This is a genomic window from Rhodococcus sp. ZPP (assembly GCF_017656075.1).
In the GTDB taxonomy this organism is placed as follows: Bacteria; Actinomycetota; Actinomycetes; order Mycobacteriales; family Mycobacteriaceae; genus Rhodococcus_F; species Rhodococcus_F oxybenzonivorans.
Genome location: NZ_CP058638.1, coordinates 4,170,938 through 4,193,756, shown reverse-complemented (window position 1 = coordinate 4,193,756; position 22,819 = coordinate 4,170,938). Strand labels below are relative to the sequence as shown.

General features: G+C 66.3%; 18 protein-coding genes. 3 read left to right on the top strand and 15 right to left on the bottom strand.

What is annotated here, in order from left to right; genetic code table 11:
* Nucleotides 1-3 precede the first annotated feature (3 nt).
* Together HYG77_RS19840 and HYG77_RS19835 are read left to right on the top strand one after the other, a co-directional pair.
* Nucleotides 4-1,155, top strand: a complete 1,152-nt coding sequence (locus HYG77_RS19840; RefSeq protein WP_109333627.1) for an acyl-CoA dehydrogenase family protein — start codon at nt 4-6, stop codon at nt 1,153-1,155.
* Between the two features lie 142 nt (nt 1,156-1,297).
* Nucleotides 1,298-2,215, top strand: coding sequence for an alpha/beta fold hydrolase (locus HYG77_RS19835; RefSeq protein ID WP_244372955.1), 918 nt, complete (start codon nt 1,298-1,300; stop codon nt 2,213-2,215).
* On the opposite strand, the gene HYG77_RS19830 is transcribed toward HYG77_RS19835, so the two are convergent.
* From HYG77_RS19830 to HYG77_RS19785, 10 genes are all read right to left on the bottom strand, one after another.
* Nucleotides 2,191-4,374, bottom strand: a complete 2,184-nt coding sequence (locus HYG77_RS19830) for a molybdopterin-dependent oxidoreductase (RefSeq protein ID WP_109333631.1) — start codon at nt 4,372-4,374, stop codon at nt 2,191-2,193. The genes HYG77_RS19835 and HYG77_RS19830 overlap by 25 nt on opposite strands.
* Complete coding sequence (locus HYG77_RS19825) at nt 4,371-5,999, bottom strand: FAD-dependent oxidoreductase (RefSeq protein ID WP_208960325.1); 1,629 nt, start codon at nt 5,997-5,999, stop codon at nt 4,371-4,373. The genes HYG77_RS19830 and HYG77_RS19825 overlap by 4 nt, the downstream gene beginning before the upstream one ends.
* Complete coding sequence (locus HYG77_RS19820; RefSeq protein WP_208960324.1) at nt 5,999-8,236, bottom strand: molybdopterin-dependent oxidoreductase; 2,238 nt, start codon at nt 8,234-8,236, stop codon at nt 5,999-6,001. The genes HYG77_RS19825 and HYG77_RS19820 overlap by 1 nt, the downstream gene beginning before the upstream one ends.
* Entirely contained in the window at nt 8,236-10,365 is a 2,130-nt protein-coding gene (locus tag HYG77_RS19815; protein WP_208960323.1) for a molybdopterin-dependent oxidoreductase, read from the bottom strand. The genes HYG77_RS19820 and HYG77_RS19815 overlap by 1 nt, the downstream gene beginning before the upstream one ends.
* 4 nt (nt 10,366-10,369) lie before the next feature.
* A complete protein-coding gene (locus tag HYG77_RS19810; protein WP_109335383.1) occupies nt 10,370-11,776 on the bottom strand; it encodes an MFS transporter in 1,407 nt (468 codons plus the stop codon).
* Between the two features lie 64 nt (nt 11,777-11,840).
* Entirely contained in the window at nt 11,841-13,382 is a 1,542-nt protein-coding gene (locus HYG77_RS19805) for an AMP-binding protein (protein ID WP_109333639.1), read from the bottom strand.
* Between the two features lie 235 nt (nt 13,383-13,617).
* Nucleotides 13,618-14,853: a CoA transferase gene (locus HYG77_RS19800; RefSeq protein ID WP_208960322.1), complete on the bottom strand. Its 1,236-nt coding sequence runs from the start codon at nt 14,851-14,853 to the stop codon at nt 13,618-13,620.
* The gene (locus HYG77_RS19795; protein WP_244461372.1) at nt 14,850-15,524 is read right to left on the bottom strand and encodes a PaaI family thioesterase; all 675 of its coding nucleotides are present in this window, start codon (nt 15,522-15,524) and stop codon (nt 14,850-14,852) included. Before HYG77_RS19795 ends, HYG77_RS19800 begins: the two co-directional genes overlap by 4 nt.
* A gap of 41 nt (nt 15,525-15,565) precedes the next feature.
* Nucleotides 15,566-16,327 carry an enoyl-CoA hydratase/isomerase family protein gene (locus tag HYG77_RS19790; RefSeq protein ID WP_208960320.1) on the bottom strand — a complete coding sequence of 254 codons (762 nt, stop codon included), beginning with the start codon at nt 16,325-16,327 and terminating at the stop codon, nt 15,566-15,568.
* The gene (locus HYG77_RS19785) at nt 16,324-17,505 is read right to left on the bottom strand and encodes a Rieske 2Fe-2S domain-containing protein (protein ID WP_208960319.1); all 1,182 of its coding nucleotides are present in this window, start codon (nt 17,503-17,505) and stop codon (nt 16,324-16,326) included. The genes HYG77_RS19790 and HYG77_RS19785 overlap by 4 nt, the downstream gene beginning before the upstream one ends.
* 71 nt (nt 17,506-17,576) lie before the next feature.
* On the opposite strand from HYG77_RS19785, the gene HYG77_RS19780 reads away from it, so the two are divergent.
* Nucleotides 17,577-18,179 (top strand): TetR/AcrR family transcriptional regulator, encoded by a 603-nt coding sequence (locus HYG77_RS19780; protein WP_109333647.1) that lies wholly within the window; start codon nt 17,577-17,579, stop codon nt 18,177-18,179.
* 44 nt (nt 18,180-18,223) lie between these two features.
* On the opposite strand, the gene HYG77_RS19775 is transcribed toward HYG77_RS19780, so the two are convergent.
* From HYG77_RS19775 to HYG77_RS19755, 5 genes are all read right to left on the bottom strand, one after another.
* Complete coding sequence (locus tag HYG77_RS19775; RefSeq protein WP_348273561.1) at nt 18,224-18,475, bottom strand: hypothetical protein; 252 nt, start codon at nt 18,473-18,475, stop codon at nt 18,224-18,226.
* Between the two features lie 605 nt (nt 18,476-19,080).
* Complete coding sequence (locus HYG77_RS19770; protein ID WP_109333665.1) at nt 19,081-19,683, bottom strand: TetR/AcrR family transcriptional regulator; 603 nt, start codon at nt 19,681-19,683, stop codon at nt 19,081-19,083.
* A 171-nt stretch (nt 19,684-19,854) separates the two neighbouring features.
* Nucleotides 19,855-21,084 carry a cytochrome P450 gene (locus tag HYG77_RS19765; protein ID WP_109333667.1) on the bottom strand — a complete coding sequence of 410 codons (1,230 nt, stop codon included), beginning with the start codon at nt 21,082-21,084 and terminating at the stop codon, nt 19,855-19,857.
* Between the two features lie 6 nt (nt 21,085-21,090).
* A complete protein-coding gene (locus HYG77_RS19760) occupies nt 21,091-21,324 on the bottom strand; it encodes a ferredoxin (protein ID WP_109335387.1) in 234 nt (77 codons plus the stop codon).
* Nucleotides 21,325-21,338: 14 nt separating this feature from the next.
* The gene (locus tag HYG77_RS19755) at nt 21,339-22,211 is read right to left on the bottom strand and encodes an SDR family oxidoreductase (protein ID WP_208960318.1); all 873 of its coding nucleotides are present in this window, start codon (nt 22,209-22,211) and stop codon (nt 21,339-21,341) included.
* Between the last annotated feature and the right edge of the window lie 608 nt (nt 22,212-22,819).

Here is a 22,819-nt window from a genome sequence, read left to right as displayed (position 1 = left end):
AACATGCAGAGCGATCTCTTCGACCGGGACCACGAGTTGTTCCGCGAATCCGTCCGTGGATTCGTCGACAAGCACGTGGTCCCCCAACTCGAGAAATGGGATGCGGATCGCCTGATCGATCGTGAGACCTGGCTGGCAGCGGGTCGCCAGGGCCTGCTCGGGCTACCCGTCCCCGAGGCGTACGGCGGGCCCGGTGAACTCGACTACCGCTTCCGGTTCGTGATCCAGCAGGAGATCGCCCGCGTCGGCGCATCGGCCCTGCAGTCCGGGTTCTCCACGAACGACGACATCGTCCTGAACTACCTTCTCCGTCACGCCGACGAAGAACAGCGCCGACGGTGGTTGCCGGGATTCGTCACCGGTGAGACCATCGGTGCGATCGCCATGAGTGAGCCTGCCGCCGGCAGCGACCTGCGCGCCATCCAGACCACCGCCGTCGCCGACGGCAACACCTGGGTGATCAACGGGTCCAAGACCTTCATCACCAGCGGCATCCTCGCCGACATCGTGATCGTCTTCGCGAAGACAGATCCCTCTGCCGGCTCCCGCGGCTTCAGCCTCTTCGTCGTCGAGGACGGAACGCCGGGATTCAGCCGAGGCCGCAAACTGGACAAGCTCGGCCTGCACGCGCAGGACACGGCCGAGTTGTTCTTCGAGGACGTACGTATCCCGAAGGAGAATTTGCTCGGTGAGGTGGGCTCCGGCTTCGCGTATCTGATGCAGAGCCTTCCCCTCGAACGACTCGGCATCGGCATCGCCGCGCAGGTCTCGGCCGAGGCAGTTCTCGGCTGGACACTCGACTACGTCAAGGAACGCACCGCCTTCGGCAAGCGTATCGGCGATTTTCAGGGCATGGGTTTCACGCTCGCCGAACTTCAGACGGCCGTCGAGGTGTCGCGTGCGTATATCGACCGGTGCGTGCGTGAACACAACGCCGGCACCCTCACCGCCGTCGACGCAGCGAAGGCCAAGCTCTGGGCTACCGAACTGCAAGGCCGGGTGATCGATGCCGGTGTCCAATTCCACGGCGGCTACGGCTACATGATGGAGTACCCCGTCGCGAAGGCGTACATCGACGCCCGAATCCAACGGATCTACGGCGGTACCAACGAGATCATGAAGGAAATCATCCATCGCGATCTGATGAAGGCCTGAGCGAATAAAGGGCAGAAGAAAAGGGTGCGGCTGACGATTCTCGGCCGCGCCCTTTTCGCCGTTCTCACCCTTGACGGCTGCCAAGAACCTAGACTCCATAGGTAAAAGCCAATTGTCCGCAGTCGCGGAAGAGGAGTGCGAGATGGGTGTAATCGCGCGCGGGGTGGCAGTGTGCAGTTTCCTGGCGGTCCTCACGACTCCGGCCGTGGCTCTAGCCGCACCGGACCGCGCCCTCGAGGGTCCGCCACAGACAAGTTGGCCGGCCGCATGGGCATATTCCATCGTGTACCCCGATGCAATTCCACCGGGCATGAACGATTTTTCGTGCAGGCCGAGCGCTGTGCATCCTCGCCCCGTCCTCCTCGTCAACGGGACCTTCGAGAACATGTACGCCAACTGGGCGATGTACTCTCCACAGCTGAAGGCGGACGGCTACTGCGTCTTCGGTCTGAACTACGGTGGCACGAACACCGGACCGTTCCATCAGATCGGGGACATGCGCGTGTCCGCGCAACAGGTCGGTGACTACGTCGACGAAATTCTCGCTGCCACTGACGCGGACAGGGTCGACATCGTCGGGCACTCCCAGGGCGGGCTCGTACCGTTGTACTACATCAACCGGCTGGGTGGAGCGTCGAAGGTCGGCACGATGATCGGTGTCGCCGCCGCCACCAACGGCATCAGCGCGTACGGGATGCTCAATCTCCTCGCCGGACACCCTCAGGCCAAAGATCTCGTCGGTCGCACAATTCCCGCGGTCGACGACGGCACCGCAGGTTCGGCGTTCGTCGCAGAAACCGGCGTCGACGGAATGACCCGACCGGAGGTCGAATACGCCACTGTCAGTTCCCGGTCCGATCTTGTCGTGCAACTGAGCGAGTCTCAGCTACCACCCGGACCGAACGTCTCCAACGTCGTGGTCCAAGATTTCTGCGCCGAGAATCTGACCAATCACGGGACCATGGTCTATGACGACACCACGCTGCGTATCGTCAGGAATCTGCTGGATCCGGCGACGGCCGTCACGCCCGGCTGTCATGCCGTTGCGCCACTGCCCTGAACGTCGGTCCTTCCCCGAGGGGGTCCCATGCTTCGGATCACCTCGACGTTGATGCCGGTGAGCTGTGACTGGTTGCTGAGCGGGTCGTAACCGTCCGTGCCGGTGGGCGCGAGCCGGTTGACGTTCACACCGGGGTTGCGCCTCGCCACGCCCAGCCCTCGGGCCGTGCCCTGCCCCCAGCCGTGCGTCATCGCCACGACACCCGGCCGAAGGGTGTCGTCGCAGACCAGAACCGCCTCGACCTCGCCGTGGCGGTTGCGCACAGTGACGTCGTCGCCCTCTACGAGGCCGCGGCACCGCGTGTCGTCCGGGCTCATCCACAGCGGATTGCTCTGGTGGACACCCTGTTTGAACACCGGGAGGTTGTGTAGCCAGCTGTTGACCATGTAGTGGGTGCGCCGGGTGATCAGCTTGAGCTGGTCGGCGGGTTCTGCGGCCAGCTCCGCGAGGATGCGTTCGGCGGTCTCGTACGAGCGCTGGAACAGTGCGGGGCAGCAGTCGATCAGTCCGTCGTCGTGCTGGACTGCGATGCTGAACACGTGCGCGGGATCGGCCTCCGGCAGCACCGCGGTCTGGCAGGGCATCGTCGCGAGAAGGTCGATACTCAGACCCGAGTCTCGCATCATCGCGTCGACCGCGGCGAACGGATTCGGGTCCGGGTCGTCCAGCAGGGTCGGGACGCCCATCTCCTGCTGGATGCGGGACAGAATCCACCAGTCGTCGCGACGCTCCCCCTTCGCCGGCACGACGGCAGGCGTGTACTGCACATAGGGCTCCATCGCGACGCCCATCGTGTTGAGGAAGTTGATGTCCTCCCGTTCCAGCCAGTCCGTCGCGGGCAGTACATAGTCCGCCATCTCGCCGGTAACCGTGCGATACAGATCGACGGTCACGATCAGGTCCAACTGCTCGAACGCACGGCGCAGGCGGCCGTCCCCGCCGACCGACAGCAGCGGGTTGCCCGACACTACGATCAGTGCGCGAATCGGGTCGTCGGGGTTCTCGATGAACTCCGGGAGGAGCGCGGCGGGCAGGTCGCCGCTGACCGTGCGCATCTCACCGAAGGGACCGTCGTAGAAGGGATCCTCCCGCTTGCGCTTCGAGCCCTGCACGACATCGGCGACACCGCGGGAGTAGATGTTGCCGCCGCGTCTGCCGAGGTTGCCGGAGAACAGGCTCACCATGGTGAGCATCCAATAGGCCAGGGTGCCCTGCCGGCCCTGGTTCACGCCGGTCGCCATGTAGATGCTCGCGCTCGGCGCCGCGCAGAAGTCGGTGGCGACCTGCCGGATCGTGTCGGCGTCGATACCGGTGACCGCGGCGATCCGGTCGACGGGATACTGCCGGACGAAGTCGAGCAGTTCGTCGACGCGTCGCGCGTGACGTTCCACGACGTCCCGGTCGTACCCGATCCGGAACACGATCTCGTGCAGAACTCCGGCGAGGAAGTAGAAGTCGGTGTCCGGCTTGATCAGCAGCACCTCACCGGTCTCCGGTGACGACGACTCGATGCGGCGCGGATTGACGAACAGCACGGTTCCGCCGCGCTTGTTCACGGCGCGGATCTTGGCCATCGGATCCGAGATGTGGATCAGCGTCATGTGCGAAACCTGTGGGTTGCTGCCGAGACACAGGAAGTAGTCCGTGTGCAGCAGGTCGGGAATCGGATGCGCCATCGACGCGCCGTAGATCGCCTCGCTCGCCGCATATTTGGCCGACGTGTCCTGCGTTCCCGCACTGAAGCGCATCCGGGTGTCGAAGCCGCGGGCGAGCGTGGCGGCGTTCGCGTAATAGGCGCCGTTGAACGCCGACGGGTTGCCCTGATAGACGGCGAGGGCGTTGCGGCCGTACTTCTGCCGTATTTCCCGGAGCCTGCCGGCGATCTCGCGCGCCGCGACATCCCAGTCGACGGGTTCGAAGTCGCCGCGTTCTTCGCTCCGCGGATTGGTCCTCTTCAGCGGCCGGTCGAGCCGGTCCGGATCGGAGTGGACCTGCAGGTAGTGCACCCCCTTGTGGCAGGAGAACCCTTGGTGTACAGGATGATCCCGGTCCGGCTGCAACCGGACCACCTCGCCGTCCCGGACGTCGGCGAGCAGGCCGCATCCCGGCTCGCAGATGCGGCAGAACGTGTGCACCTGGGTCGTGTCCTTCGGGGTCATCGGACTGCCGCTCCCGCAACGACAGCCGCCTGCCCGGCGTCGACGATCTTGATGCGGGGCCGGCCTGCCTCGCGGCCGCGCTCGCGCTCGAAGCGGTCGATTGCGCTCCAGTCCGCACCGCCGAGCGCGTCGGGTCGGCGTTCGCGTACCAGCGCCGCCAGGTCCGCGGACGCCCCGGACGGTGCGGGAAGCAGTCCCGCACGGTGATCGGCGAGGAGGGCCTCGACGGTCTCCGCCGCGCAGTAGCGATTGGTGCCGATCACCCCGGTCGCGCCGCGCTTGATCCAGCCCGCCACGTAGTGGCCGGCCACAGCCTTCCCCGTGTCGGGCAGTGTGACCCGGCCCGACACGTGGGCGACGGTTCCAGCGGCCTCGTCGAACGGGAGGCCGGCGATGGGCAGTCCGCGGTACCCGACCGCCCGCAGGACCAGACCACACTCGATCCGGTCCTCGGTGCCCGCGTCGGTGCCGGTCACGATCAGTCCCGCGGTGCGCCCGTCACCCGTCACCTCCTGCGGGGTGGTGCCGAAGCGGAGCACGATGCGCTTGTTCCCCGGAGTCGGCTCCCGCCGGGAGTAGTCGGCCAGGATCCGCAGCTTGGTCGGCGCATCCGGGCCTGCCGTGACCGGGCCGTCGACGAGGACGTCGATCCCCTGCAGAGAGCCGAGCGCGAGCAGTTCCGGAGTGGTGCAGGCCGCGTACTCGGGTCCCCGTCGGCCGAGCATCACCACCTCCTCGATCCGGCTGTCGGCCAGTGCGCTCAGGGCGTGATCGGCGATATCGGTGCGGCGCAGGGTCTCCACGTCGGAGACGAGGATGCGGGCGACGTCGAGTGCGACGTTGCCGTTGCCGACCACGACGGCGCGGGATGCGGTCAGGTCGAAAGCGCGGTCGGCGTGATCGGGATGGCCGTTGTACCAGGCGACGAACTCCCTGGCGGCATGGCTGCCCGGTAGGTCCTCGCCGGGGATGCCGAGGCGCCGGTCGCCCGCCGCGCCGGCCGCGTGGATCACCGCGTGGTGATGGGCCAGCACCTCGTCGATCGTCACATCCTTCCCGACCTCGACGCCGAGATGGAACGTGAAGCCGTCACGACGCGCGGTGCGGTCGAAGACCCGCTCCACCGACTTCGTGTGCCAGTGGTCGGGCGCGACGCCGAACCGCACGAGTCCGCCGGCCACGGGCAGTCGTTCGAACATGGTGACCTCGGCGGCGATGTCGCGGCGGGCAAGCAGCTCCTCGGCGGCGTAGAACGCGGACGGTCCGGATCCGACGATCGCCACTCGCAGCGCCGGGGGGTCGGCGACGCCGGCGGTCGCGAGGGCGAGCGGAAGCGGCTGCACGTGCGCGCCCGGCCCAATGCTGCGTGGATTGTGCTGGAAGTACTCGGCATTGATTTCCCGGTACTGGTCGATGTCGGGGGCGGGTGCGTCGCCGGGGACGATCGCGTCCACGGGGCACACGTCGGAGCAGGCGCCGCAGTCGATGCAGGCGCCCGGGTCGATGTACAGCATCTCGGTGCGCTGGTAGTCCCGCTCCGCGGGAGTCGGGTGGATGCAGTCGACCGGGCAGACCGCGACACAGGTCGCGTCGTTGCAGCAGTTCTGGGTGACCACGTACGCCATCAGGGATGCTCCTCGCTCGTGCGCGTCACCGTGACCGGGACGCCGTTGAAGATCGGGGACGCCGTGAGCGCCTCGAGGTCGGTGGTGTCGTCCACCAGGGCGTTGTAGTTGCTGCCGGGCACCGAGGCCGACCGGGACGTTCGCAGGCCCGGTCCGTCGTGGCCCCACCCGTGCGGCATGCTCACCACACCGGGACGCAGCGTGTCGTCGATCCGCAATTCGGCCGTCACGGTGGTGACCTTGGACGTGACCGACACCCGGTCGCCGTTCACCAGACCCCGCTCGGCCGCGTCGGGTGGGCTGACCAGCAGGGCGCACTGGCCGGCATCCGGCTGGGGCAACGCGTTGTGCAGCCAAGAGTTCATGCCGCGACGCTGGCGCCGGTTGATCAGCAGCAGATCCGGGGCTGCCCTCGTGACGCTCGCTCGCAGCCGCGGCAGATCGGAGACGATCATGTCCGGCATCAGGTCGATCCGCCCGTCCGGTGTGCGCAGCACCTCCGGGACACGCGGCGCCAGCGGCCCGTAGTCGATGCCGTCCGGGTTGTCCTCCAGCAGTGCGAGAGTAAGCCCGTCCGGGTCGAGCCCGAACCGGTCACCGTAGGGTCCGCTGCGCAAACGCAAGTCCAGCAGTCGCTGCGGGCCGCGGCGGCCGGCCACGGCGTCCATCGCCCGTCCCGTTTCGCAGCCGACGAGTTTCGCGGCGCGCCGGGCCGCGACGGCTGCCACCTCGTCGTCGATCTCGCCGACCGGACGGTGCGGGGTTCCCTTGGCGATCGCGGCGAGCCGCAGCAAGATCTGCCACTCCGCCATCTCGCCGTCGGCGAGGTCCAGCAGGGGTGGGGTGTACCGCGCGACGTTCCGGATCTGGAAGTGCGCGAGCGTGACATCGTGGTGGCCCCGGGTCGTCACCGGTGGTGGGGGCAGGATCACGTCGGCGTGGCGGGTGGTCTCGTTGAGGTAGCAGTCCACCGACACCATGAATTCGAGGGCACCGAGCGCCTCCTCGATCGCCCGGCTGTTGGGCAGGGAGCGGGCCGGGTTCCCCGCAAGGGTGATCAGCGCCCGGGTGCGGCCAGGCCCGGGAGTGAGGATCTCCTCCGCGAAACACACCGCGGGCAACTCCCCCATCGCCTCCGGCAGTCCCCGCACCCGCGAACGCCACCGGTCGAACATCAGCTTCGGCGGCCTGGTCACCGGCCAGGTGTTCTGTCCACCCGCGGGCGGCAAGGCGAACATCGCCCCTCCGGGCCGGTCCAGGTTGCCGGTGACGATGGTGAGTACCTCGACGAGCCAGTTCGCGAGGGTGCCGAACTCCTGCATGCAGGTGCCGATCCGCGAATGCGCTACCGCCGCAGGAGCACCCGCGAACCCACGAGCCACCGAGCGAATCACATCGGCGTCGATCCCGCACGCCGCGGCAACGGTGTCGGGCTCGAGTTCCGCCGCCATCGCGAGGGCGGCGTCGAGGCCGTCCACCACGTCCGGCACCCGCTCGGGTCTGGACAGTCCCTCGGACGCGATCACGGACAGCACCCCCAGCAAGAACAAGGCGTCGGTCCCGGGCCGGATCGGCACGTGCAGATCCGCTACCTCGGCGGTGCGGGTCCGCACCGGGTCCACCACGACGAGGGTGCCGCCCCGCTCGCGCAGCGCCTGCAGGCGGTGGTGGATTCCCGGCGCGGTGACGGTACTACCGTTGGACACCATCGGGTTCGAGCCGAGAATCAGCAGGTAGTCGGTGCGGTCGAGGTCGGGCAGGCTCATGCCGAGACCGGTACCGTACAGCAGCATGTGCGCGAGGTTCTTCGGCCAGGTGTCGACGCTCGCAGGCGAGTAGATGTTCCGGGTGCCGACCGCGCCGATCAACTCACCCAGGTAGAACGTCGAATCCAGGTGGTGGGCAGCCGGATTGCCGTGGTAGATCGCGCAGCTGCCCGGGTCGCCGGTGACGAACTCCGGCAGTCGCCGCTCGATCTCACCGAACGCTTCGTCCCAGGTGGCCTCGCGGAATCCACCGTCCGAGGTGCGCAACAGCGGTGTCCGGATCCGGTCGGGGTCGTTCTCGATGCGGCCGAGTCCGAGGCCTTTCGCGCAGCTGTGCCCGCGGCTCAGTACGTCGTCGGGGTTCGGTGCGACCCGCACGATGGTGCGGCCGTCGAGCTCGACGAGTAGCCCGCAGGTCGACTCGCACAGTGGGCAGATTCGGTGCCCGACGATCGGTTCTGCGGTGCTCATCACGCGTCCTGTTCGATTGCGGTGGGCTCGACCGCGACGGGAACCGCGGTCATGGTGGGCATCGCGTTGATCGACTGGACACCCTCACCGGTTCCGGTCAGCGCGTTCACGTTCACTCCGACGTCCTCGCGCGGGTCGACGCTGCCGAAACAGTGCGTCATCGACACGCTGCCCCGGGCCAGGGTGACATCTGCCCGTGCGGTCGCCCGCAGGCGTCCGGACGCCGACCGCACGGTCACCGCCTGCCCGTCGCCGATACCCAGGGCGGCGAGGTCGGCGGGGTGCAGGCTCGCGGGGTTGGCGCCGCCGGGAACGAGCCCCGGGACACGAGTGCCGGTGGAGTTGACGGCCTCGCGGATCCGTCGCACCGTCAGAAGAAACGGGAACTGCGTCGTGACGGCCTTGTCCATCAGCGCTGCGTGTAGTTCGTCGCGCACGTCCTCGGGCATCAGCGTCAGGCGGTGTCCGGCACCCTCCTCGGTGGCCCGACCGACGACGGCACCGCTGCGCCCGGCGAGATGTCCGTGCGGAGCGGCGACCAGGTTGGCGAACGGCACGCGTCCGCGCTCGGTCATCATCGCCAGCAACTGTTCGGAGGTCGGCGGCTCGGCGGGATCGAGGATGCGGCCGGCGAACTTGACCGGCTGCCCGGAGGCGGCGGCAAGGTCGAGGAAGAACCGCCAGTCGTCGACGACGCCGGGCGGCGCTGTCACGATCGCGGGAGTGTATTGCGCGAATGGGCGTGGAAAGAACGGCTCCATGATCACGGTGTGGTCGGCGCGCTCGTACATGGTAGTCGGGGCGATGACGTAGTCGGCGAGCCGCGCGGTGTCCGACATCCGAGGGTCTACGCACACCAGCAGGTCCAGCGATCGCAATGCGCGCAACGCTTTCCCGCGATCGGGCAGCGCCGCCGCCGGATTGCCACCGGAGACGATCAGCGCCCGAACGCGGTCGGGGCCGGGTTCGAGGATCTCGTCCGCGAGGATGCCGGACGGCAGCTCGCCGCGAATCGCCCGCACCCCACCGATTCGGCTGCGAAATCCGTGCTCGTACGCCCGGGTGGGCGGTGCGACCTCCGCACGCGCCGGCTGATGCCGGGTCAGCACGGCGCGGTCGTCGGCCCGCTCCCCCTCGCGCAGGTACCTGCCACACACAACGTTCAGAGCGGCAACGAGGTGCTCCGCGAGGTTCGAGTGCGGGCCCATGCACAGCCCGGTGCCGCTGGTCGCCATCCCACGGCTCCCGCCCGCGAATACCCGTGCCGCTTCGCGGATCCGATCGGCAGGAACACCACAGACGCCCTGCACGACAGTGGGAGTCACGTCGGACACGGCATCGAGTAACGCGGTCAGGTCGGCGGTGTACCGGCCGCAGAAGTCTGCGTCGTGGAGGTGTTCGGTGAGGACGACGTGGAGAAGGCCGGCGAAGAGAACCGCGTCCGTCCCCGGCCGGGGCGCCAGGTGGATGTCGGCCAGGGCGGCGGTCTCGGTGCGCCGCGGGTCGACGACGATCAGCTTCAGGCCCCGCTCCCGCGCCGCCCGCAGCGTGACCGACGGGTTCTGCACCACCGCGCCGTCCCCGTCGCCGCCGTTGCCGGAGACGACGGGGTTGGTGCCTGCCAGCAACCATACGTCTGCATCTTCGAAGCGTTGCCGGCCGCCGAGGTATGTGCCCATACGTTCCGCGACAACCCATTTCGCGGACTGGTCGATGGTCATCGTCGAGAACAGCTTGTGTGAGCCGGTGCCCCGGAACCAGGCGCGGGCCATTGGCGGGGTGAGTGCAGCGAAGTTCTGCTGCGTCCCCATGAACAGCGCGACCGCATCCGGTCCGTGCCGGTCCACGATGGCGCGCAGCCGGCCCGCGATGTCGGCAGTCGCCTGCGCCACCGGCACCGGCTCGTGGGTGCCGGTGGCGGTACGCCTCATCGAGGTGGTCAACCGATCCGGCCCGTGCACGAGGTCACCGCCGCGACGCCCTTTCGGGCAGGTGTATCCACCGGAGATCGGATGGTAGGCGTCGCCGAGCACTCGTGTGATCCGCCCGTCTTCGATGTCGAGCAGAACCCCGCACGAGGAGGCACACAGCCTGCAGAACGAGGTACGCCGGGACGTGACGGGTGGCATCGGTTCAGTGCGCCTCGGCCGGTGCGGCCGCCGGTTCCGCGACCCCCGCCTCGGTGCGTCCGCGCAGTCGTTCCCGCACGAACAGTGCACCGAGGGTGAGGACGGCGCCGGCGGTCGGCACGATCATCAGCAGGAAGATCGTGCGGGCATCCATTCCGGCCGCGATCAGGGCGGCGCCCAGGGTGGGCCCGGCAATGGACCCGATGCGCCCGATTCCCATGGCCCAGCCGATGCCGGTCGAGCGTGCCGCTACCGGATAGATCGACGCGGCAATCGCGATGATGCCCGCCGAGCTACCGGACATCCCGAATCCCACGATGCAGATCGTGATCAGCAACAGCGTGGAGTTTGCCAGGAACATCGCGACGGCACCGATGAACAGGGCCCCGAGCGTGTATCCGGCCATCACCACCGCGTAGGCGGCGTCCGACCCTCTGGATCGAGCCCACGCGGTGCCGACCCGGTCGGTGATCCACCCGATGGACAGCGCTCCGGCCATCCCGCCGAGGTTGAACAGCGCCGCGGCGAGGATCGCGTTCGACGGGCTCTGCCCGGCCTGGCTGAACAACGACGGCATCCATCCGAACAGGAAGTAGATCACCAGGAAGTTGATGACGAACACGACCCACAACAGCACGGTGTCGAGCGCCCGGCCTCCGGCGAAGAGTTCCCGGATGGGCGATTTGGTGGCCACGGCGGTATCCACGGTGAACGTCACCGATCCGGTGACGCCCGCCTGCGGGGCGATCGCCGAGAGGATCTTCGCGGCGCCGGCGTGGTCGCCGCGGGCTGCGAGGAACTTGCCCGACTCCGGGAGTCCGGCCCACGCCAGTGCCGCCACGATCAGCGGGAGAACGCCGCCGGCCACGAAGATCGACTGCCAGCCGTATGCCGGGATCAGTTGTGCGGCGGCGAGTCCGCCGAGGAAGCCGCCGAGTGACATGCCCGCGACAACGATGGTGACCAGGGTGGAGCGGCTGCGCGCGGGGCTGTATTCACTGGTCAGGGCGATCAGGTTCGGGGTGACACCACCGAGTCCGATTCCGGCGAGGATGCGCAGCACGATCAGTACGCCTATGGACGGCGCAAATGCGGACGCGAGCGTGAACACTGCGAACAGCACCGTGCACAGCAGGATTACCCGGCGCCGGCCCCACCGGTCGGCGACGGGGCCGAACAGCAGGCTGCCCACGACCATCGCGCCGCTGCTGAGAGCCAGGAGCAGTCCGAACGACGCCTTGGACAGTCCCCAGTCCTCGGAGAGCGCGGGAATCGCGAATCCGATCAACTGGGCATCCATGCCGTCGAGGATCGCGAGCGCCAGGCACAGCCCGATGGCGCGTTTCTGGAGGGCCGACACCGGTGCGGTGTCGATGAGTTGGGAAATGTTTATTTCACGAGTTGGGGCCACGACGTGCATTCCTCTCGGAAGGGGGAACCGCGGGGGATGAAGCCTCGACCTGAGCGGACACGCCTCAGACCGGTGTGATGGTGCCCTCGACCGCGAGTGCGTCGCCGGGCACCTCGGGAAAGCGTTGGCGCAGGTTGGGCTTGGCGAGCTTGCCGGAGAAGGTGCGCGGCAGGGGCTCGCCCAGCGCGACGGCGTGCTTGGGACGCTTGAACTTCGCCAGGTTCTCGCCGGCGACCTCGGCGATGTCGGCGACGATCTCCTCGGCGGGACGCTCACTGTGGAACACCACCATCGGCACTTCGCCCCAGCGGTCGTCCTTGACGCCGATGACCGCGAGGTCGACCAGTCCCTCGATGCCGTGCAATGCCTTCTCGATCTCCGCGGGATAGACGTTGAGGCCCCCGGAAATCAGCATGTCCTTGCTGCGATCGACGATCTTCAGGAATCCGCCCTCATCCTGCATGCCGAGGTCGCCGGTGCGCAGCCACCCGTCGGCGAGGGCCGCCTGGGTGGCCTCGGGCTTGTTCCAGTACTCCCGCAGCACGTGCTCGCCGCGGACCAGGATCTCGCCGACCTCCCCTGCCGGGGTGTCGACTCCCGGATCGCCGATCCGGACGTGGGTGCCGACCAGCGGCAGCCCGGCGAAACCAGGGCGCGACACGGCGTCCTCGTAGGCAAGGGTCGACACCATGCCGGACGCCTCGGTCAGGCCGTAGCACTGGGTGAGTGGGATGCCGTGCGAGCGGTAGAAGTCGAGGAGGTCCAGGCTGACCGGCGCACCGCCCGTGCCGGCGAAGGTGAACTTCGCGAGCGTGCGGGTGCCGAAGTCGGGCAGCATGGTCATCCGTTCCCAGATCACCGGAACGGTGGTGGTGGCCGTGATCTGCTCGCGTTCGAAGGTGTCGAGGGCGATCTCGGGGTCGTACTCGCGGAGCAGGACCATCGTCGCGCCGGGCACGACGACGAGCTGCATGAAGATCGACAGGATCGAGCCGGTGTACACCAGCGGGGCCGAGCACAGAACCCGGTCCCGGGACGAGAAGCCGAACGTGATCGACTGCGAGATGCCCGGGGTCATCGCGTTGCGGTGGGTGATCAGGGCGCCCTTCTGCACCCCGGTGGTCCCCGACGTGTAACAGATGAAGCCGGGGTCGTCGGCGTCGATGGCGACGACGGGCGCGGTCCCGGGGTCGATCAGCCGCTCGTACGGCTGGTGGCCGGTGCCCCCGATCGCGTAGGTCTCGAACTCCGCTTCCTCGGCGGCGACCTCGAGGAGCGACGCGAAGTCGTCCTCGACGATCACCACGCGCGGCGCGGAGTCGACCACCATCGGCGCCAGCTCCTTGGCGGTGAGCCGGAAATTGAGCGGGACGCTGATGGCGCCGAGCTTCAGCGTCGCGAGGATGACATGCGCGAGTTCGGGGCGGTTGAGCATCATCACGGCGACACGATCGCCCTTGCGGACGCCGCGGGCCGCCAGTCCGCGAGCAAGCGCATCGGTGATCGCGTCGACCTCTGCCCAGGTCTGCGACGTGTCCCCGAACACGATCGCCTGCTGCTGCGAACGCGTTTTTCCCCAGAACCGGGTCAGGTCCGCGAGATTCATCTGTGCTCCTCGTTGTCGTCAGCCGGTCGTCCCGGCCGCGGCGTCGATGGGTGTGATCACCCTCACTGCGTGTCGTAAACCTAACAGTTGTAGGCATGGTACGCAATGTCCGATTTGGGGGTTCTCCCGGCTCGACATCGACCCTGTGGTGGTCACGAAAACTACACCCACACAGTAGGTTTCGCGTGGGTGCAGTTTTCGGGGGTATGCGCCGGATGCAACCGGCGAAAGCCATCTAGCGGGGTGCTCGCGCCGGGTCCGTCGTCGCCGCGGCGATGCGCCGATCGTCGTACTGCGCGACCGCCCGCAGCACCTCCGTGGTATCCGCGCCCACGACCGGCGGGAGGGCGGGAGCGAATTTCTCCCCTGCGACGCGGACCGGGCTGGCAATGAACTCGAGCTCACCAACCCCCGGGTAGTCGACCCGGTAGGTGTTCTCCCGCGCCCGGAAGTGCGGGTCCGCGAGCATGTCGGCGACGCTGTTGACCGGGCCACCTGCGATGCCGCGGTCCAGGAACAGCTGCACCCACTCGGCGCGGGTGCGCTGCGCGAATATTTCCGTCAGCGCCCGCCACACCAGATCCGCACGAGCGGGGGCGCCGTCGTCCGTGCTGGTGAGATCGACGCCGATCAGGTCCTCGCGCCCAACCGCGACGAGGAAGTTGTGCCAGAACTTCTCCACGTGCGACCCGAACAGGATCGCCTCGCCGTCGCTGGTGCGGTAGGCCTCGAGCCGTGGCCAGTCGGGCAGTCGCCCGTCCGGCAGCCAGGTCGGACGGGGAATCGAGCGATCCTCGTTCAACGCCGCATCCACGAGGTCCGGCATCCACGCGGCGGCGACATCGATGCCCGCCACCTCGACATGGCATCCCTCGCCGGTGGCACCGGCCTTGTGCAATGCGGCGAGCAGTCCCATCGCCCCGTATGCGCCGAGCGCGTACATCGCGATCGGAGGCGCGGTCGATCCCGCCATGCCCTCGGTCGGCGGCTGCGCGGGAGTGGAAACCTCGCGGAGCCCGGCGTACGCGTCGAACACCGGGCCCCCTGTGCCGAGACCGCGGTACGGGCCATTGGCGCCCATGCCCGACACCGTGCACAGCACGATCTTCGGATTCACCTGTCGCAGTTGCTCGTAGCCGATAGCGAGCCAGTCGAGATACCCGCCTCGCATGCCCTCGATCACCGCGTCGCACGAACGCGCAAGGTCGAGGAAGGCCTGCTTGCCCTCGGGGGTGCGCAGATCGAGCGCGACGCTTCGCTTTCCGCGATTCCAGCGCAGGTGCATGAACGCCGGACCGTCCTCGCCTCCGACGGCACGGCTGCCACCGACGCGCACAGGGTCCCCGAGTGGGCCGGATTCGATCTTGATCACGTCGGCACCCAGATCGGCGAGATGCCCGCCGAGCGATGCCGGCGCCAGCTGCGCGACCTCGAGAATCCGAACGCCGTCCAACAGCGAGTAACCACTCATGAACTCTCCTCCGCTCCCCGACCGGCGGTCAGCGAGACATTGTGTGTCTGATCAGGTTTCAGCTCGATCCAGAGTCCGTCGACTTCGGCTACGAGGACGTCTCCGTGATACATCGCACCGCGCATGAAGCGCTTGCGGCCATCCTGGCCGGCGAACTCGGCCTCCACTCGCAATTCGACGCCGAGCGGGGCGGGAGCGCGGTAGTCGACGCGCAGGTACGCCGTGCGCGCCCACGGTCTGCCGGAACTATTGGCGAGGCGCGCGAGAATCTCGTCGAAGATCAGCGGCGTCACGCCACCGTTCATCGCATATCGCCCGGAATGGAATCTACCGACGGTGACGTGTCCACGCGCTCGCGTCTCGGTCACGTCGTCAATGTGGAGGGGTGGCGAGAGCGTGTGACCTCGCCCGGGAAGATCCCAGCGTCGGCCGGAGATCTGCTCGTCTTCATCGACCTCGAACTCCGCGAGCCGCGCCGCGAGGTCACGCAGCGTCCGCGCAGCGCGACCCGCGGCATCAGGGTTCGGCCGGCTGCGGGTGACAGCCTCCTGCACGGCTCGCAGGGCCTCGGTCAACTCCGCGAATTCGTCGTCGCTGTCGGTGGTCGGTTCGAACGGGTCGTCCCAGCTGGGATTCCCGATGTCGTCGCGCGCCGCGACGGTGGCGTCCATCCGGACCTCGCTTCCCGTGGAGAGGAATGGCGACCTGCGGGTCATCGGGCCCGACTTTCGAAGTACGAGCTGAACATCTCCTCGACCGGACGCGGTCGCAGCGTCGTGCGCGACACCGTGTTCTCCCGTTCGTACCGGCTCCGCAGACCCTGCCCCGGCCCCTCGAGCAGCAGCGACTTGATCTCGCGCATCGATTCCGGGGGCTGCGCCGCAATCTGTTCGGCCGCCTCGAGCGCGGCACCGAGGACGTCGCCGTCGGCCGCGTACCGGGAGACGAGCCCCATTCGGAAGGCCTCCTGGCCGGACACTGCTCGTGAGGTCATCAGCAGATCGCGGGTTTGTCCCGCGCCGATCAGCGTGTCGAGTACCCAGGTCAGATTGGCGCCGCCGTACTTCGCTGCGGTGACGGTGATGCGGGTGTCGGGGCCACCCACCCGCAGATCCGAACACACCGCCAGCAGGGTCCCCGCGCCGTAGGCCATTCCGTGGACAGCGGCGATGGTGGGTTTGGGGAACGTGAAGTACCTCCACAACAGCTCGTCCCGTTCGAGCATGCTCAGGGTGCCGGCGTCGGGAGTCATCGCCCGGAGTTCCTTCAGGTCGTATCCGGCGGAGAACGCCGCCGGACCCTCTCCCGCCAGCACCACGACCCGAACCGCCGGGTCGCCCGACGCCTCGGCGAGCGCGGCATCGAGTTCGCGTTGCAGCCCGAGCGAGATCGCGTTGTGCACGTCCGGGCGAGCGAGGTCGAGCTGCAGCACGCCGGGAGCCGGCGACGAACGACGCAGGTCGCCCGACGTCACCTCACACCGCCGACCGCCGCTTCCTCGCGAGCGACCTCCTCGGCATCCCGGGTGATCATCTTGTGGAAAACCTGACCGGGCAGCTCGTTCCGTCCGTAGATCAGCTCGTCGACCTGGCCGTGCGCCGCATTGGCCGTGATCGTCTTCGTGACGAACCAATCCTCGGCGTGCAGTGTCTCCATGAGGAGCTCCCAGTTCTTGTCGAGGATCCGCTTCTCGCGCGGGGTCTCGGGCTCCTTCGGCGAGAGGAGCCGAATGGTGCAGTACGACACGTTGGGATCTTCGGTGTCGGGCACGATCGTCCAGATCTCGAAGTGGTTGGGCTCCGTCACGAGCATCGTGCCGGGGTAGATCGTGTAGTTCGCCAATGAGTAGTCGCGGACGTCGAAGGAGTCCGGATCTGCACCCCGAACCTCGGTGATCGACTTGCGGGCCACGACGATTCGCCACGAGCGGTCGACAAGGTCGTATGCCGTGATGTTGCCCTCGAGGTAATTGCACACGGTCTTGGTGTGCAACTGGCAGAGGTGGTACGAGTCCTGGACCCCGTCGACGGCGATCTTCCAGTTCATGTCGAGTTTCCAGGTCTCCTTCCGCACCTGGAACGACTCGGCCATTCCGGTCGCCGTCACCTCCGCGTCGTGCTTGCCGCCGAGGATTCCGGCGATGTCGAGATCGGCGCCGACTGTCGGAACCACCCAGACCAGGCCGTGCCGCACCTCGCAGGGGAACTCGACGAGCCCGTACTGCGAGCGGTCCATGCCGTCGAAGCCTTCGGCGTGCGGCATTCCCCGCAGATCTCCGCCGCGGCCGTACGCCCAGTTGTGATACGGGCAGCTGAAGATGCGCTTACAACCCGATTCGTCGAACTCCACCTTCGAACCACGATGCCGGCAGACGTTGGAGAAGGCCTTGACGCTGCCGTCCGTCTGCTTCACCACCAGTAACGGTGTGCCGATCAGCTCGGTGGTGACGAAGTCGCCCGCCTTCTTCAGCTCGTCGACGTGGGCGACGATGTGCGGCAGGCGCCGGACCACCTTGCGTTCACGTTCGGCGAGCTCCGGGTCGGTGAACACCGAGAACGGCACTCGAAGCAGGTCGTCCGCGTAGTCGGTGCTGTTGTTGTCGACATGCGCGATCAGCCGCTCGGTGAGTGTGATCTTGTCTTCTCGCTCCATACACCGAGGGTGGCACATGAGACGTTCGTTGTCTAGCGTCTCACCCAGAATTGTGGCGGTACTGTTCCCTGGTGGCTGCAAGGACTGGAAACGACCCCGCGACCGACGTCCGCACGACAATCCTCACCGCGGCGGAGTCGTGCTTCGAACGCTTCGGAATAACGAAGACGACCATGGAGGACGTCGCGCGCGCGGCGGACATGTCCCGCGCGACCGTCTACCGGTATTTTTCGGACCGAGAAAGCCTGATCATCGAGTCGGTCGCGCGGCGTGCGCGCATGAATATGACGCCTGCTCGCGCCTTCATCGCCAAGTGGCCCACGATCGAGGAGCGACTCGTCGAGGGCATCTGTCAGAACGTGGAGAGCGGTCTGCGCGACCCCATGGTTCACCTTCTCGTCTCCCCGTCCGAAATGACCCTGGCGAACTCACTGCTGACCACGTCGGGCAAGGCCGTCGAACTGACGAGTGAACTGTGGGAGCCGATACTGCGTGAAGCGCAGGAGGCAGGCGACATCCGCGCCGACATCGACCTGACACTGCTCTGCGAATGGATCTCGGAACTCGAAATCATGTGTATCAGCCAACTCAACGGCGGTACCGGCTCATTGGAACGATTCCGCGAGAAGATCCGCACCTTCCTGATCCCCTCGCTTCTGCCTGCCGGCGACTGAGTACGCGATCTACGCCGCCGCCGGCAGTGGGCCCCGATGTCGGCCTACCGTGGCGCCTCGTCACCGTCGAGAGCCGTGCCGATTCCACTGATTTCGGTGATCTTCCACTCGTTTTCCCTGTCGATGGTCATCTTGTAGGTTGCCGTCGACTGGATCCCGTCGGGCGCCTGGCTGTTCTTCGTCAGGACGCTGACGAAGCAATCCACCGAATAGGTTCCGTCCGGTCTCGGTTCGGCCTTCGCCGAGATAGGTTGTGCGCTCGACGTCCATTGGAGCGGAGCAATGATCTGCTCCATCGAGGTCGCCGCCTGGGAAAGGCGATTCGACAGTTCCGGGGCGGTACCTGCCGTCAGCCGTGTTCGCCATGCTGGCAGGTCGCGGAAATCCATTTCGGCGGCCCCGGGATCAGTCCCTCGACGGCTACCTCAACACCCACCATTACCTCCGTGTATTCAGGCCTCAACGCCGGATCGGATATTGCAGAGCACATGCTGCTTCCGGCCAGACCATGCAGCCTGCCTCGCACACGCCAGAATCGCACGGCGTATCGGCAGATATATGATCAAATAAATTCGCGGACAGCCTTTTTCATCGCACAGCGGTCGGTCGCGCCGGGTTCACAACTTCACGTTGTGATACAAATTACGTTCCGCGTCATACGTTATACGCTCGCTGGCCGTCGAGGCAAGAGCGCGAACGAGAATAGTGAAATACGTTCCTGAGCAGGCGATATCACTCACTCGAGCTGCCTCCTGTCAGCATCTCATCGCAGAGCGAGGCTATGAACATTAGATTTACGAGGTAGAACGGTCTCCGCACGAACAGCGAAGCCGTGCCCCCTTCGGGGACACGGCTTCAACTTCGGCACGGACGGGCGTAAGCCAGGTTCGCGAACCGGGGATTACGGCAGGAAGGCGGGAAGGACGAATCTCCGCATCATCTGCCGGTGGGACGGATCGCTCGGGTCCGAATTGTCGAGCCTCGGCGCCAGCATCAGCTGCACGAGAGTGATCCATGAGCATGCCTCATCCGTGTCGATCTCCGCTCTCATCTCGCCGCTCTCTTTGGCCTGGTCGAAGATCGGACCCCACAGTTCCGTGGTCAGACTTGTGGCGAGCGGGATGGTCTCGAGCCAAGAGTCACCGCCGACGTGCTCCGGGCTGACGAGAATGCGCACAATCGGATCATTGATGCCGTCGTAGACCAGGTAGATGAGGCCTTCGATCAGCCGATCCTCGAACGTCGCACACTCCATCAGGAATTTCCGGCCACGCTCGAGTGTCTGACGCGAACGCCACCTGATCAACTCGGTGGTGAGTGTCTCGCGGTCCTGGAAATACCGGTAGACGGTCGGGCGGGATACCCCCGCCTCCTTGGCGATGTCTTCCATCGTGGTCTTCGAGATCCCGAAACGAAGAATCATCGTCTGGGCGGCTACGAGTATCTGAGATCGTGCGACATCGGCGTCCTGACTCAGCACCCCGGCGCTCTTCCTTCTTGCCATCCTCGCTCCAGACACCGTCATTTCCGACCGGCCACCCCGATCAGCCGCGATACAAATGACAATACACGTCAGATGTTCCATTGCCGGTGCCGACTGCGCCTGTTCATTACACCAAAGGAGTGGGCAGTTGTCCGTAGGCCCTCGTGACCACGGACAACTGCCTCTGTCGCCTCAGGACGAAGGGGTGAAGGTGATCGGAAGCCGGATGCAACCGCGAACCTGGGTCGCATGCAGGATCGGCGGGTCCTCCGGAACAAGGCGGTAGTCGGGCAGCCTCCTATGGATCTCCTCCATGGCCAGCTCGAGCTCGATTCGTGCCAGGTGCGAGCCGATGCACCGGTGCGGCCCGGCACCGAAGGACAGGTGCCGATTCGGTGAGCGGTCGATCCTCAGCTCGTCCGGATCCTCGAACTCGCCGCCGTCACGGTTCGCCGAGCAGAGCAGCACGATGAGCTGGTCCCCCTCCGCGATCGTGACTCCGCCGATCTCGACGTCGCGAGTTGCCCGCCTGCCGGCGATGACCGCGGCTTCGATTCTCAGGATCTCTTCGACCGCGCCCGGGATCGTGTCGGGATCGTCCACGATTTCCTGACGCTGGCCCGGATTGTTCGCCAGGTGGATGATGCCCCAGGCGAGTGACCCCTGGACAGTGTGCAGACCCGCGATGAGTAGGAGGAAGAACATGCGGTACAGCTCTTCGTCGGTGAGCAGCCGTACCCCGTCCTCCATCTCGATCGGGGTGTTGATGATCTGTGCGGTCAGGCTGTCCGAGGTGATCTCACCCGAACGCACGCCGGCCACGATGGCACCGAAGTATCCGAAAATCTGGTTGGCCGCATCCTCGCGGGCCTTCGCGGATTCAGCTTCCGTTCCACCGGGAATGCCCTGCAGAGCAACGTCTGTCGTCTTGGTGAACATCTCGGCGTCTTCGAGCGGCCAGCCCATGAGGGCGAGGAACACCCGAGTCGGTAATTCATGGGCGAACTCCGAGATGAACTCGGCCTCCCCGCGTGCCGCGAAGTCGTCGATGAGCTCATTGATGACGTCTCGGATCCGTGGCTCGAGTTCTTTCATCCGCTTGGGACTGAACAGCGGTTGCAGTGCCTGCCGGTAGTACGTGTGCTCCGGCGGGTCGAGCTCGATCGGAATGAACTTTCCCTGGCCCGCGTTCACCAGGTTGTTCGGGTAGCTCGAGAAGGTTTCGGGATCACGCAGGATCTGGTGGATTTCCTCATAGCGTGTCACGATCCAGTGCCCACCGTGCGCATTCGAGTACACGACCGGGCCGAGTGCCCTCAGCGCGGCGGCGCGTTCCTGGAACACATCCTCGGGCATGGCCAAGGACTGGTCGTAGACATCGAAGTCCACGATGAGCTGTTCGGGTAAATGGGTTGTGGTCACTGCTTCTCAGCCTTTCGAAGTCGGAAATTCGACGCTCAGCGCGCGTTCGGGGCACATCTCGACGAGGGCACCCAGTTGGTCTCGTAGCTCCTGTGGAACCGGTTCGGCAACGACGACGGGATAACCCTGGTCGTCACTGTCGACTAAGTCGGGCGCCGCTCCGTAGCAGAGGCCGTGGCCCGCACAGGCGGATCGGTCGACTTTCAACGACGGCGCACTCTTCTGCGCATGAATGGTCATGGTCTGACGCTCCATCAGGCGTCGGAGAGAGTCGGATTCGGGGCGTCCTCTTCGAACATCATTGCCACCCGGGACAGGGTTCCGCCGTCAGTCGCGGGCAGCGTCAGACCCGAAATGTAGGCGGAGTCGTCCGAGACGAGGAAGAGTGCGACCTTCGCGTTGTCGACGAGTGAGGGCGGACGCTGGAGCTTGAGAGGAATCGGCGAGACGCCGGAATCCCATGGCCCTGCGGTCTCTTCGTAGGACTGACCGATCACCGGAGCCCCCGGGCCCATGAGGAAGTTCGGAGACATCCCGTGTGTGGGGGCGAGGGCATTGACACGAATCCCGTAGCGTCCGAGATCAAGACTGAGCCCGCGAACCAAGCCGTTCACAACGGCTTTCGTCGCCGAATACATGGCGATACTGTGATAGGCGGCGAACGAAGCGGCCGACGACGTTGCCAGGATCGCGCCTCCGCCATTGGCTCGCATGGCCGGCACCGCGGCCTTGCAGGAGTACACGACGCCACTGAGGTTCACTCCGAGAACATGCTGCCAGTCGGCATCCGTGAGGTCCTGAAACTCGACGTGCTCACCCCCCGCCACCGACGGGACACCCCCACGGGAGATCACTCCGGCGTTGGCCCACATGATGTCGAGCTTGCCGAAGCGATCGACGGTCGTCTCGACACTGCGATAGACTGCGGCCTCGTCGCTCACGTCCGCGGTGATGGCGATCGCGGTTCCGCCCTGCTGCTCAACCAATTTCGCCGTCTGCTCAGCCCGGTCGCCGTCGATGTCGACGACCGCCACCTTCGCCCCTTCCGAGGCGAACAGCTGCGCTCCCTGGCGTCCGAGGCCGGATCCTCCTCCGGTGATGACGGCGACTTTGTCCTGAAGCTTCATGTGAACTCCTCTGTGATGGTTCGTCAGGATGCCGGAGACTCGCAGTGTGGGACATCGTCCGGCGACATCGGGAGACGAGACTGTCCCGACCCTCGACGGCGGGGCTGTCGCCGGTCGAGAGGATCGAGTGCGGCTGCATCTCCGATCCGCGTAAACCTTATACCGTTAGGCTGTGAGACGTCAATCACTTTTCTTCGGCGGTTGAAGGTCTGGACGGTGCCCCAACGCAGTGAAAACTGTTGTTTCCAAGGCATTTACACAGGCGAGCACTCCGGGTCAGGGCCGACTGCCTCGAGCCGGTTCCGCCCCAGCACGCCGATCGGACACGCGCCGAGACGCGACTCACATCGTTGCCGAATTGCGTTACTCAGGTGACCAACGTGAGCCCCTATCGCCTGAAGACCGGATCAGAGGAACGCGCACTGCGTTTAACAGTGATACAAATTACGTTAGATGTCAGCGTCGCTATGTGTCAAGCCTCACACCGGCTCGGACTTTCCGCATCCATAGGCGATCGCTAAGTGTCCGTACGGTCACGCGTCTTTGTCACCGGCTCGGCGGGATGGTCGACTGGCGGGACGTGGTACCGGGCGTCGGGTCCCCCCGTC